This window comes from Caulobacter segnis (assembly GCF_003243465.1).
GTDB lineage: Bacteria > Pseudomonadota > Alphaproteobacteria > Caulobacterales > Caulobacteraceae > Caulobacter > Caulobacter segnis_A.
In genome coordinates this window covers 15,618-28,370 of record NZ_QFQZ01000064.1, presented here as the reverse complement: position 1 = coordinate 28,370, position 12,753 = coordinate 15,618, and the positions used below count along the sequence as shown (strand labels likewise).

At 70.9% G+C, this 12,753-nt stretch carries 8 protein-coding genes; all 8 read right to left on the bottom strand.

Translation table 11 applies throughout. The annotated features are described in order from the left end of the window. The coding region (locus DI526_RS17360) for a hypothetical protein (protein ID WP_304280651.1) at positions 1-1,199 on the bottom strand (1,199 nt) is incomplete at its 3' end. A 3-nt stretch (positions 1,200-1,202) separates the two neighbouring features. Beyond that, on the bottom strand, positions 1,203-1,928 hold the full coding sequence (locus tag DI526_RS17355; RefSeq protein WP_304280649.1) for a hypothetical protein: 726 nt from the start codon (positions 1,926-1,928) through the stop codon (positions 1,203-1,205). A gap of 10 nt (positions 1,929-1,938) precedes the next feature. After that, the gene (locus DI526_RS17350; RefSeq protein WP_304280648.1) at positions 1,939-2,481 is read right to left on the bottom strand and encodes a DUF4376 domain-containing protein; all 543 of its coding nucleotides are present in this window, start codon (positions 2,479-2,481) and stop codon (positions 1,939-1,941) included. A gap of 2 nt (positions 2,482-2,483) precedes the next feature. Next, positions 2,484-4,598 (bottom strand): hypothetical protein, encoded by a 2,115-nt coding sequence (locus DI526_RS17345; RefSeq protein ID WP_304280647.1) that lies wholly within the window; start codon positions 4,596-4,598, stop codon positions 2,484-2,486. Beyond that, positions 4,595-5,461, bottom strand: a complete 867-nt coding sequence (locus DI526_RS17340; RefSeq protein ID WP_304280645.1) for a hypothetical protein — start codon at positions 5,459-5,461, stop codon at positions 4,595-4,597. The genes DI526_RS17345 and DI526_RS17340 overlap by 4 nt, the downstream gene beginning before the upstream one ends. Before the next feature lies 1 nt (position 5,462). Beyond that, entirely contained in the window at positions 5,463-7,001 is a 1,539-nt protein-coding gene (locus DI526_RS17335; RefSeq protein ID WP_304280643.1) for a hypothetical protein, read from the bottom strand. After that, positions 6,998-12,397, bottom strand: coding sequence for a tape measure protein (locus tag DI526_RS17330; RefSeq protein WP_304280641.1), 5,400 nt, complete (start codon positions 12,395-12,397; stop codon positions 6,998-7,000). The genes DI526_RS17335 and DI526_RS17330 overlap by 4 nt, the downstream gene beginning before the upstream one ends. Continuing rightward, positions 12,394-12,717: a DUF1799 domain-containing protein gene (locus DI526_RS17325; RefSeq protein WP_304280639.1), complete on the bottom strand. Its 324-nt coding sequence runs from the start codon at positions 12,715-12,717 to the stop codon at positions 12,394-12,396. Before DI526_RS17325 ends, DI526_RS17330 begins: the two co-directional genes overlap by 4 nt. Positions 12,718-12,753: the final 36 nt, after the last annotated feature.

Sequence of the window (12,753 nt, the reverse complement as noted above, 5' to 3'; positions counted from 1 at the left end):
GCCGAGCCGCTGCCGCCCGAACGGCGGCCGCCACGGTCGACGAACACCGGGTTGGGCGTGCTGCCCGTCATGGCCGAGGAAGCCGCCTCCTGGGCCACGGAGACCCGATAGCGGCCGACGCCGCCCGGCGTACCGGTCGTTTGCGTCACGATCTGGGTTCCGGTCGCCGCCGTGCCGCCCGAGACGCCGGTCCCGCTGACCAGCGTCCCCGCGCCCGAGGTGAAGGCCGTCACGTCCATGAACTCGCCGAGCGCCTTGATAGCCACCGAAGTAACGGTCTGTGACGCCGAGACGGTGAAGCTGCCGTCGCCGTTATCCTTGAGGATCACTGTACCGGCGACACCGCCAGGGATGCTGAGGGTTTGCCCAACGGCGAAAGTCCCCGTGATCGTCCCGCCGGGCGTGAACTTCACGCCGGAGATCGACGAGGCGGTCGACGTCGCCGCCGCCGGGATCGAGGCCGTGAAGGTCGAAGTGCTGGAAAGGGTGGCCAGGTAGTTGGGCGAGGACGCCGTCGCGCCGCTGAGCGTCGAGACGGCGGCCGGCGAGCCCACGCTGATCGTAGGCAGAGCGGTCAGCGTGCCGATCGGCTGGGCCGCCTGGTACTTGGCCAGCAGCATCCGCGCCTTCAGGGCGATCGGCCCAGGAACGACGATTGAGCCGGCCGACGCCTGCACTTCGCGGGTGACGGTCAGCTTGGCGCCGGCGACGGTGCTGAGCGCACCGCCACTGGTCTGATTGGCGACCAGGCCCAGGATCTCGCCTGACGACAGATAGGCCTTGGTCGAGACCACCACCTGGGTCGAACCGTTGGCCGACGCGTCCATGGTTCGCACTTCGTGGGTGCGCAGGACGGCGCCCGTGGCGTCGATCGAGACGATCTTCACCGTCCGGCGGCCGGTCGCGTTGCTGGCGAACTCGACCACGCCGCGGATGTCATAGGCCCCGTCGGTCGGAACCAGGACGCGGCTTGGCGAAGTGGCCAGGCTGTAGCCCCCGAACGACAGCAGGGCGCGATTGAGCGTGACCAGCTGATCGGTTCCGGAGGTCAGGCTGTCGGTCCCGGTCGCCGAGACGCTGGCGATCGCCAGCTTGCTGGGCGGCGGGCTGCCGGCCTGGGCCGAGGGCGGCGCAGCCAGGCCGGCGAAGGTGACGACGGCCGCCAGGGCCGCCGCGACCAGGTTCTTGAGAGCGCGCATTCGTCAGTCCCCCTTGTAGACCGAAGCCTGAGCGCCCGAGGCCGAGCGCAGGTAGACGTCGCCGATTGGCACCCCGAACGGGAAGGTTTCCTGAAAGCCGATGTTCTGGCCTGGCTCGCCGCTGCTGGGCGCGGCGGCCCCGGCGGCGACGGTGGTCCAGCGCACGTCATAGGCGCCGCCGGTCACGTCGCTGATCGACAGGGCCTTAGTCGCGGCGGTCGTCGTGACGACCTTCGTCCAGGCGCTGGTCAGCGTGAACGGCGAGCCGGCGGCGACCGAATAGGTCAGGGGCGCGGACGGCGGCGCGGCCGCGCCGTCGCCGGCCTCGATCGCGGCGACCTTCTGGCCGGCGGTGACCGGCAGATAGATCGGGTCCTGACCGACAGAGATCCGGACGCCGCTGGTCTCGCTGGCGGTCGGGTTGTCGCCGACCAGGACGATGGCCGCGCCCTGGAGCGGCGTGATGCGCGCGAAGACGCCGCCGCTGTACTGGCGATCGGGGGCGAAGCTGGGCGCAGCGCCCGACTGGACGCTGGTCGCCCCGGCCGTGATGGTGGTCGCCGGGCCGACGATCGAGGACAGCAGCTGCGTGGCTGGCGTCTTCTCGTCGCCGCCGCGATTGAGGCGGACGTATTCGACGCGGATCTTGGCGGCCGCCAGGGCGGTGTCGCCCAGGGCGATCGCCAGGAGCGCGCCGATCATGAAGCTGAAGATGCGAGACTTGGCCATGTGCCCCTCCTTAGGTCGGCCAGGCCGCCGAGGCGGCCGCGAGGATTTCGGTGATGTCCTGCTCGCTCTCGGCGGCGAGGATTTGGGCGGTCAGGTCGGCCTCGACGTCGAAGCAAGCCTGAATGTGTGTCCGGATGGCGATGCCGTAGGCGGTCACCTGGGCCAGGCTCCAGGACCGGAATTCGCCCTGGGCGAGCTTCCAGCTTACGGGGCCGTCAGGCGGGGCAATCTGGGCGCCGACCACGAAGCCGATCACCGCGCTCAGCGCGCTGTCCGCCCAGGCGGCAACGCCGTCGTAAGTGAAGAACTCGGTTGCCTGCCAGCGCATGTCGGCCAGTTGGGCGAGCGCGGCCGAGCGCACTGGTCCCAGGGCGTCCAGCGGCTGGACGCGGAGAACCCAGCCCCCGGCGATCCATACGGCCGCTTGCCCGGCCGGGATCGCTGGCGGAGGCTCCGCGAAGGTCCAGCTGGGCGCGTAGCCTTCGGTCTCGTCGATTTCGCGGGACCGGCCGGTCCACTGCCCGAAGGCGTCCAACTCGTAGATGATCGGCATGGTCAGTAGGCCTTGATGTAGACGGAGGTGTAGGCGGTGGCGGCGGCGATCGTCGGGACCTGGAACTGGGTCGTGGACAGATCGAGGCCGGACTGGACGCCCGCCGAGGTCGCGATGACGTAGGGGTCATTGACAGTCGTTCCGGTATGGAAGGCGTCGCCGACGTCGGTCGGGGTGGCGATCGCCCCCTCAAAGGTCACGAAGTCGGTGGTGCGCCGCAGCCCCGCCGACGAGCTGATGACGAAGCCCGCGCCGTCGAAGGTGATCGCACGCGGCGGCTGGGGCAGCGCTTGGCCGGAGAAATCCACGCCGTTGGTTGTCCAGACGACGCCGCTTGAGCCGGTGATGAAGGCGACCGCGCCCGCGCTCCCTGCTGCGCGGGTCCCGATGCCGAACGAAAGCGCGGCCCCGAGGGTCCAGGTGACGCCACGGTCGGCGGACACATACACCTCCGTGCCGGCCGCCACCCATTTACCGCCGGCCCCATAGGCTACGCATTGAGGCATGTACGTGCTGGTCGTCGCCGACACGGTCCAGGCGATCCCGTCGAGCGAGCGCGAGAAGAAGCGGGAGGCGGCGTTGTTATTATGAACAGCCACGAATTCCACGCCCGACCAGGCGAAGTCGTAGATCGTCGAGGCGTTGGTCGGCAGCGCGCGCGTGGTCCAGTTGGTCAGGTCCGGAGAGGTGCGCCAGGTCGAGCCGTATTCGTCGAGCGCGAGGTAAAGCCCAGCGCCGTAGACGATCTTCAGGATGCCCCCAGTACCGAACGGATTGACGCGTTGCGTCCAGGTGACGAGATCGGGGCTGGAGTGCAGCTCATAACCACCCGCCACGGGGATCTGGGCGAGCCAAAGCCCGTTCTCGCGCCAGATCCGAGGCCGGGCTGTGGCGGCCTTCCTGACGACCAGAGGCACGCGATAGGGGCCGAGCGCCGCCCGCAGGCCGGGATAGGCCGAGTTCAGGTACACCGCCCCGTCGCAGCGCAAGAAGCGCGCGCCAGGGGGCGTGGCCGAGTCGCGAAGGTCTCCGACCGAAAGAGCCTGCGCCGCGATGGCCTGCCCGACGCGGGTGGCGCTCATGAGGCCGGGGCCAATGCCGCTTTCGGCGTCGGCCTGGCTGGCCACCGCTACCGAGGCGGCGCTGGCGGCCGCCTCGGCGGCCTTGATCTCGGCGGCGACCACGGCCGTCACGTCGCGGACCGTGAGGCGGCGGATCCGGGCTGTGCAGGCGGTCACCGGGCCGCTGTTGTCGGCCTTGCGGTTGCAGGTCACGAAGGGGCGTAGCCAAACCGAGACGCCCGGCTGCGGCCAGGCGACACCGCCGGCCGGGGCCGCGTAGCCGAAGCGGGCGCGGACGATGGTCACCGGGCCGGCCGGGGTGGCGACCAGCGCGCTGACGGCTTGAGCGCCGGTGCTGGCGAAGGCGGCGTCCAGGCCCTGGAGCCCAAGCCTGGCCGCCGGGGTTTCGCCACCGCCGACGACAGCCTGGTCGATCTCGGCCTCGATCTCATAGACCTTGCCCGCTGCGGCCGACAGCACACCCTTGGCGTAGAGCGTGGCCTGGGCGTTGCTCGCCCGGTACTCGAAGCCGTAGCCCGCCACATTGACGATCGCCGCCGGCGTCGGATCGGCCAGGGCGGCGGGGTCGCCCACCGCCGCTTCGCTGAACCAGGAGCCCGTGGCGTCGAGGCGATCGGGGAAGGCGTTGGCGACCACGCGCTTGTTGACCGCCTCCGACGCCGCAGCTGCGTTCTTGGAGGCCTCCGCCAAGGCGGCCGAGCCGTCCGCCTCCATTGCCGAGCCAATCGCCACGTCGCGCGCCGCCTCGGCCGCGTCCAGCTTGGTCTGCACCTGGTCGCGCAAGGCTTCGATCTCGCCGCGCGTGACGTCGTTGTCGGCCTCGATGGCGGCCTGGGTGGCGTTGTTGTCGGCCTCGATGGCGGCCTGGGTGGCGTCGTTGTCCGCCACGGTCTCGTCGAACACCGTCGCCAGGTCGTCCAGCGCGAGCGGGAAGTTGAGGACGTGCCCGCCGTTGTCCATGCCGCCGGGGTTGTCCACGGTCTTGGGCTGGCTGTTGTAATAGCCGCTAGCCAAGCGGTCGCGCGCGGCGCTCATGCGATGATCTCCCGGAAGGTCGCGGAAACGGTGTGAAGGCCCTCCCACCCGAACTTCGGGGCGGGCGGCGCGCCGAACGTGGCGGGCCAGCACTCACGCAGGAGGCTGGCGCCGTCGTCCTGGTCGGGCACGAAGAGGACGGGCTTGGTGGTCCCGGCCCGCATGCCCGCGTCATAGAGGCGGTTGGCCTCGTTGGCGGTCAGCATGGCCCAGGTGACGGCGAGCTGGCGGCGCGAGCGGCGCGTCTCGCCATAGATGCGGCCCGACGGCGCCTCGTCGACCAGCGAGCGGATCTCGATCGACAGGTCGCGGCCGCGCTCGAAATTGAGGGTCGGCCGCCAGGGATCGACGATCCAGAGGCCGCCCAGGTCGAAGTAGCCGGCGAGGTTCTCGCGGTCGTCGATCTCCAGGCGCAACACGCCACACAGCACCGGCGCGGGCAGCGCGATCCAGAGATTGCGCGGATAGAGATCCAGGTCGCGGGCGAGCGGTTGGCCGGTCCACCAGTTGGGCGAGCCCCAGGGCAGGTCTCGCGACTGCCAAAGACGCGGGATCACCGGCGTCCATTCGCTCTGATAGACCGGGGCACCCAGGTCGAGATCCGGCCCTGCGATGGTCAGGCGATAGGCGGCCGACCGGCTGAGCGTGTGGAACACCACGCCGACCAGCGAAACGCTCTGAGGCCACTCCAGCTGGGCTTGGAACTGGCTTTTGGCGAGGTTCGAAGGGTCTTCGCAGCGAGCCGGGCGCGCCACGTAGTCCGCCGCCTTCAGGTTGGCCAGCGGCAAGCCAGCCGCCCAGGTCCCGCCGCTCAGGACGGCTTCGTCGACCAGGTTGATGTCGGCGAGTGCTCCAAGCGCCATGTCAGCCCCACAAGGTCCAGGTGGTTTGGTCGCGGCGCGGCTTCAGGGGCTGCTCGCCCAGCAGCAGCAGGCGCTTGTCCAGGCCGAGCGGCGGATAGATCACGCGCACGGTCGCCCCCAGTGGGACGGCCATGACAGCGTCCGTGGCCTCGACGACGAGGCTCCACTGCCGACGCGGCTCGCCGTCCGCCGGCAGGCCAAAGAGCGCCTTCAGCGACGCGGCCAGCGCCTCGGCGTCGGCCTGGGCGCGCAAGGCGGTGTCGATCTGCAGGGTGCGCCAGGCGCCGGGGCCGCGCGCCTTGGCGGTCGCGTCCTCGAGCACGGCGTAGCGATACTCCGCCTCGAGGCGGACGGCGGCCGCCGTACCCAGCAGGGCGGGCGCGATCTCCGCGCCGCTGAAGGTCGACCACACCCGGTCATAGCCGACGCGGATCACACCGGCCGGAAGCGGCGCGAGATCTTCGGCCAGGTCGATGACGTCCTGCTCCAGGACGGTGAAGTTGGGGATCGCCTTGGGCGGGGCCAGGCGCACGGCCTGCCAGACGCCGTCCCGGCCCGGAAGCAGCGCCGCCAGGGCCGAGCGGGCGAGCTGGCCCAGGACGTCGCGGCCCTGGACGCCGCTCTGATCGAAGACGCCGACCGGCGCGGCCGCCGGCAGCGCCGCCACGCTCGCACCGATCCGCCCGGCCGGGACGCCGAGGCGGGCAAGCAGCCGGGCCATGATCGGCCCAGCCGTGTCCACGTAGGGGCCGCTCTCGCCGCGCAGGCCAAAGGTGGTCGCGCCGATCGGGTTGTTGTTGATCTTGACGAGTCCGCGGCCGATGTCGGTGGCGTAGTGCGCGCCCGCCGGCGCCCAGGCGTCGAACGCCGCGCCGACCTTGTTGCCGTCGCTGATCAGGCCGGCGTTGTCGCCCCGGTCGAAGACGCCGGTCACCGCGTCGATCGCGCCGTCGTGCAGCTGGTAGACGCCGGTTGCGACGTTGACCTTCGGCGCCGGGATCTGTGCGGTCGTCAGGTCGCCATAGGCCAAAGGCTTGGGACGATCCTTCAGCTCGGCGCCGCCGGCCAGGCCGCCGGTCCCGGCGTAGAGGTTGACCTGCAGCGGCGCGTCCAGCTCGACGCGCGGATCGGCGAACGACGCCTCGATCCGGTTGGCGGCGCGGGCCGAGCGGTCGAAGGTCGGCAGGGCCGCCCGGCCGCTGAAGAGCTGGTGGGCGGCGGCGAACGGCGTGCCCTCGGTCCAGCGGTAGACGCGGATCTCGCCCCAGGTGTCCAGCCGGTGCGTGGTCAGCGCCTGGTCGGCGTTGAGCAGGCTCAGCGTGCCCACGCCCCAGCCGGCGGCCAGCGACGCCATGTCGTCGACCAGGGCGCGGCGGATCGAGGGGACGTCGTTGAGGCGCGGGCTCCAGACGGTGTTCGGGCGATCCGGATCGGTGGGCGGCATGGGCCGGATCGCGCGGTCCGAAAACCGCAGCGTCTGGACCGCGCCGCCGGCGGCGGGCGTGACGTCGATCTCGACCAGGATGACGGTGTCGCTCATCGGGCGTAGGCCCTCTGGGCGTAGGCGTTGGCCATCCGCTGCTCGGCCGCGTTGGCGGCGACGTCGGCGGAGAGGCCCTGGATGGCGGCCGCCGTTTCCTGCTGGCCAGCCGCCAAGGTCGCGGTCATGGCCGCCAGCCCGCTGGACACGGCGGCCTGCACCCTGGCGAGCCCTTCGGTGACGGCGAGCTTGGCCTCGTCGGACTTGGCCGCCAGCTTGTCGACACCGTCCTGGAGCGACTTGGCCTGAGCGGTGGCGGCGTCCTTCTGAAGCGCCAGGACCCACGGCGAGGCCTTGATCTCGATCGGCGCGGGCGGCCGCTGGGCGATCTTGGCCGGGTCCAGGCTGTCCTTCAGCTGGGTCAGCAGGTCGACGGTCTTCTTGGCCTGGACGACTTCGGGCTTGTCCAGAACGGCGCCGCCCGATCGGCCGATCAGGCCCTGGATGTCACCGGTCACCTTGTTGAACAGGGCCAGGCGGTCGGAAGCGCTGGACGTGGCGTTACGGTCCGCGCCCAGCAGCGCGTCGGCCGCGCTGGTGATCTGAGAGAGCGCGTCGGCGTTGCCGCTCTGCGCCAGACCCAGCAGGCGGTCATAGGTCGCTTGGGCGGCGTCCTTCTGGGCGCCGGCCGACAGGGGCGAGTTGGAGCCCACCGCCAGCCCGTCGAGGAAGGACTGGAGCCTCGGCCGGGCGTCGGCGAACACGTCGGTGGCCTGCTGGGCGCTCTCGGCCAGCGACGAGAGGACGTCGTCGATCTGCAGGTCGCGAAGGTTGGCCAGTCGGTCCAGGACGTCGGCGCCGAGTTGACCGGCGGCGATCATCGTCTGGGCCTGGGCGACCTTGGTCTCGTAGTCGCGCTGGATCGCCGAGATCCGGGCGGCGATCGGATCGGTCAGCTGCAGGATCGCGTCGTCGATCGAGCCCGCGAAGTCCTGGGCGGCCTTCTGGGCGTCGGCCGCGTCGCGCAGGGCCTTGGCCGTATCGCCGGCCGCGTCGCCGAGCTTCTTGATGCTGTCGGCGACCTGCAGGCCCTTCAGCTGGTCGAGCTGGGTCAGGACGTCGGCCGAGAGCTTGCCCGCGTCGACCAGCGCCTGGGCCTGGGCCTTCAGCGTCGCGGAATTGGCCTCGATGTCGGCCAAGGCCTTGGACCGCTCATAGGCGACCGGGTCCAGGAGCTGGGCGATCTGGTCCTCGATCGAGCGCTTGAAGGCGGCCGGGTCCAGGGCTTCGGCCGCGCTGCCGGCGGCCGAGGCCAGGTTCTTCAGCGCCTGGTCGACCTGCAGGTCCTTCAGGCGGTCGATCTTGGCCAGCACGTCGGTGGTGGCCAGGCCGGCGGCGATCAGCTCCTGGGCCTGCGTCTTGAGCGCCTGGTAGTTGGCGTCGATCGCGTCCAGCGCCTGTTTCTTGGCGTAGGCGGCCGGGTCGGTCAGCTGGGCGATGGCGTCGTCCAGTGACGCGCCGAAGGTGGTGGCCACCTGCATCGAGGCGACGACCTGGTCGATGGTCGCGCCGGCCGCCAGCAGCTTCTGGGCGTAGGCCGTCTGGGCTTCGGTCGCCCACTTGGCGTTGGCCAGGATCGTCTTGGTGGCGGTCTCGATGGCGGCCGACACGTCGCCCACGGCCGTGTCGATCGACTGGCCGTTGCTGAAATTGAGGTGCGTCTTGTCGCGCGTGCCGATGTCGATCTTGCTGACCGTGGCGGTCAGGGTCGCGCCGCCGGCGGTCAGGGCCGTCTGGATCTGGGCGACGGCGTCGGCGATCTGCTGGGCGGCCGCCGTCGTCTGTTCGGTGCGCTTGGCCCCGTCGGTCGAGATCACCTTGCCCGAGCTGTCCAGCGTCAAGACGGCGGCCTGATTGCTGGGCTTGCCGCCGACCAGGCCGCCGATCAGGTTGCCCGCGATCGAGCCCAGGATCGCGCCGCCAGGGATCGGGATGAAGCTGCCGAGCGCGCCACCGATCGTGCCGCCGATCTGGTTGCCCGAGGATTGCTTCAGACCCAGCAGACCCGCGACCGACGACACCAACATGCCGGTCCCGGCGCCGCCGATCGCGCCGCCGGCCATGCCTCCGAACTTCGCGGCGTTCCAGCCGCTGACACCGAGCTTGCTCAGGACGCTGGTCGCAACGGTCGTGGCGCTCGTCGTAAGCCCAGCCAGCGCTCCGGCGGAGTTGAACAGCGAAGCGAGCCCCGTTGCGCCGCCCAGTTGGCCAAGGCCCGCCCCCGCGCCGATGCCGTTCACGCCGGAGACGGAACCCACCACGGCGTTGATCAGGATGTCGATCGGCTTGGCCAGCAGCGCGTTGAAGACCGCCTCACGCAGGCGCTGCTCGACGTAGTCGCCGACGTCGTCGAAGCCCAGCTTGCCGCTCTCGATGAAGGTTCGGCGCAGGCTCTCCTTCAGGTCGCCGATCGCCTGGGCGTCGTCGGCGGCCGCCTGGTCGGCCAGCGCCAGCGCGCGGGCGCGGGCCTCGACCTCTTCTCTGGTCAGGTCGCCATGCGCGGCGAGCAGCAGGCTCTTGCGCTGCAGGTAGCGCTCCTCGATGGCGCGCTCGCGGTTGTTCAGCCGGGCAAGGCTGAGTTCTTCGGCCTGGCGCTTGTCCAGGGCGGCGCTGTCGGCCGCCGCCTGGACCGCGAACAGCGCCTCGGCCTTCTTGGTCAGCTCGGCGACCTGGTCGGCGGTCAGCGTCTTGCCGGCGCGGTCCAGTTCCTGGCGAACGAACTCCTGGCGCTGATAGGCGACCAACGCCTCGGTCCCGCCCGCCAAGGCCTTGGCGTAGGCGTCCTCGGATGCGGTGCGATCCTGCAGGTCGCGGATCTGGGCCGCCACGCGCTCGACCTTGGCCGTCGCGATCGCCTGCTTCTCCTTGGCCTCGGCGGCGGCGACGGCGGCCTTGGCATAGTCCAGCGTCTTGCCTGACAGATCGTCCAGGCTCTCGACGCCCAGCTGCTGCAGCGCCGCCAGCCCCGCTTCCTTGACCTGAAGGTCTTCCAGCGCCGCCTCGCCGGCGAGGGCTGCGGCCGATCGCGCGACGAGCGCCTTGGTGTCGGCCTCGGCCGACTTCGTCAGACCGATCGAGCGCTCGATGCGGTCGTTGGCGATCTTGAGGCGCTCGGTCTCTTCCGCCCGACTGCGGATCTGGGCGACCAGCGCCTGCTCGGCGGCGGTGAGCTTGGGCCGATCAGCGAGCGCCAGGCGCTCCACGGCCAGACGGCCAGCTTCCTTGACCTTCCAGTCGTCCAGGGCCACGCCGCCGGCGACGAGCGCGCGGGTGTATTCCTCCTGAGCGACGCGCGCGGCTTCCAGGTCGCCGTCCTTGGCTCGCGCGCGCAATACGTCTTTGTCGCTGGTCGTGACGGTGGCGGTCTTGGGCGGCTTGGCCGCCGGGTCTGGCTTGGCGATCGCCAGTTGGATCCGCGCCGACATGTTCGCGGCGCGTTCCTCGCTGATCTGCTCGCGACGCGCCGAGGCGAGGATCTTCCCATAGATGGGCGACCCGTCCACGCCGACGCCGGTCTGCACGTTCACCAGCGACCGCGCCGGCGTCTTGTCCAGGGCGCTAAGCTCGGTCTGCAGCTTCTGATCGGCTTCCTGCAATGCCGCCAAGGCGGCTTGGCGACGCGCATCGGCCAGCTTGAGGGTCTGATCGGTCAGTTGGCGGGTTGAGCTCGTGAGCTTGTCGGTGGGGTCTACGGCGTTCGCGGTATCAGCGCCGAACACACGCGTGTTGATAGCGGCGTCGCCCAAGGCTTCAGCCGCCTGCGCCATCGAGGCCGCGTATTGGGTTTGCGTGCCGTAGGCCTCGCGGGCGCGGGCCTCGCTCTCGGCGATCTCTTTGCCGACGTAGGCGACGGCTGCACCGGCGCCCAATAGCGCTACGCCCCATGGGCCGCCGAGCAGCCCCATCAGGCCGCCGAAAAGGGTCTTAGCGCCCTGTGCGGCCGCACCGCCGAGCGTGGTGGCCTTGGCCAGGGTCGCGGCGGCGGTCTCGGCCCGCGCCGAAGCGGCGACGGTCGCGGTTTGGGCGATCGCCAGTTCGCGCTCGGCGGCGGCGAGCTTTGAGCGGTTCGAGACCGTCAGCAGACCGCCGGTCGCCGCCGACGCCTCAACCCGGGCGCGGTTGAACGCGGCGGCCGCCGCCTGCTCGTTGGCCAGCGCCGCCTCGCGTGCGGCGGTCGCCTGGGCCAGCTCGGCGCGCGCAACGGCCTCGATCGCGCCGCGTAGGGTAGCGGCGGCGGCCGCTTCCTCGATCGACGCCGCGCCCGCCACGGTGGCGGCTTCTCGGGCGGCGACGCCCTTGGCCAAGTAAGCGGCGGCGGCCGCCCTGGCCTCGGTGGCCGAGGTGATCAGCCATTTGGCGAGACCCACGCCGAGGACGGCGGTGGCGACGGTCTTGATCTCGTCCAGGTGCTCGACGAGGAACGCCGCGCCGTTTGCCGCCGTCGAGAGCGCCTCGCCCAGATCGTGGCCCAGCTCGCGGGCGGCCTCGCGGATCTGGTCCGACGCCAGAGCCTCGTTGAGATTGGTGACGCCGGCGACCAGGCCATCCAGGAAGGCGGCCCCGGCCTCGGCCGAAAGGCTGTCGCCGAGGTTCTCAAACTTCGCCAGCTCGACGCGAGCGCGGCCCAGCGGTGTCGTCAGCTGGGCTTCCAGCTTGGAGCCGAACTCCTTCTGCAGCTGGGCGGCGAACCTCGGCAGGAAGTCCTCCGACAGCAGCTTGCCGCTGTCGACGAGCTTGCCGAAGGCCTGGGTGGTCATACCCATCGAGCGGGCGGCGATCTGGTAAGCGCCCGGCAGGCTCTCGGCCAGTTGCTGGCGCAGCTCCTCCTGGCTGACCACGCCCTTGCCGGCGAGCTGCCCGATCGCTTCCAGGGCGCGGCTTTGCTTTTCCTGCGAGGTATTCAGGACGGTGCCGGCCTGCACGAGACCCAGCCAGATGTCCTTGGTCTTTTGACCCGCCAGCGACGTGCCGTTGGTCGCCGCCGCGAGGCCAAGATAGCCTTCGGTTTGTTGTCGGACGACGAGGCCAAGCTGGTAAGCTTGCTCTCGGATGGTGGCCTGGGCGTCGGCCGCGCCCAGCGAGCCGTCGGTCACTGCCGCGAGGCCGGCGGACATGCCGCCCATCTCCAGGGCGGTGTCCTTGATGCGGCCGATCAGCTCGCGGCCGCCGATCGCTGCCAGAGCCGAACCGAAGAACAGGCTGGCGCGCCCGGCGCTGGAGGCCGACCGTTCGAAGTCGGCCGAGGCGGTTTCGGCCTGGCGCAGGCCGCCGGCGGCCTTCGAGCCGGCGGTCCCGACGCCGGCGACCTGGCGCTCGGCGGCGCTGAGCACCGCCGCCGTATTGCCGGCGTTGGCCTCAAGGCGCAGGCGCGCGACGAGATCCGCGCCGCCGCTCACTGGCGAGCCTCCGACCAGGTGTTCAGCACCTCGGCCTCAAGGATGCGCAGCCGCATGAAGTCGTCGGGCGAGATCTCGCCCAGGCCCGCCAGGCGGGCCGTCGTCTCCAGGACTTCGTATTTGAGGCCGGTGGGCATGGGGACGGATTTGGTCCAGGTCGATGCGTAGGGGATGGTCCACTGGGTCTGCATGGCGAGCAGCAGGCGGACGGCGAGGATGTTGTCGGGGTGGACGAGGAAGTCCGCCGGCGGCCGGACCTTCAGCTTGGCCTTCGCGACCCACCGGTCGATCTGGGCCTGGCTGGCCCCGGCGGCCTTCATCGCCTGGGCGGCCGGTGGGATCTCGGCCGAGGACTG

What these genes read in the sequence shown, in the direction of transcription:
- DI526_RS17355 (WP_304280649.1), bottom strand. Translation starts at nt 1,928, where the DNA reads ATGGCCAAGTCTCGCATCTTCAGCTTCATGATCGGCGCGCTCCTGGCG.
- DI526_RS17350 (WP_304280648.1), bottom strand. Translation starts at nt 2,481, where the DNA reads ATGCCGATCATCTACGAGTTGGACGCCTTCGGGCAGTGGACCGGCCGG.
- DI526_RS17345 (WP_304280647.1), bottom strand. Translation starts at nt 4,598, where the DNA reads ATGAGCGCCGCGCGCGACCGCTTGGCTAGCGGCTATTACAACAGCCAG.
- DI526_RS17340 (WP_304280645.1), bottom strand. Translation starts at nt 5,461, where the DNA reads ATGGCGCTTGGAGCACTCGCCGACATCAACCTGGTCGACGAAGCCGTC.
- DI526_RS17335 (WP_304280643.1), bottom strand. Translation starts at nt 7,001, where the DNA reads ATGAGCGACACCGTCATCCTGGTCGAGATCGACGTCACGCCCGCCGCC.
- DI526_RS17325 (WP_304280639.1), bottom strand. Translation starts at nt 12,717, where the DNA reads ATGAAGGCCGCCGGGGCCAGCCAGGCCCAGATCGACCGGTGGGTCGCG.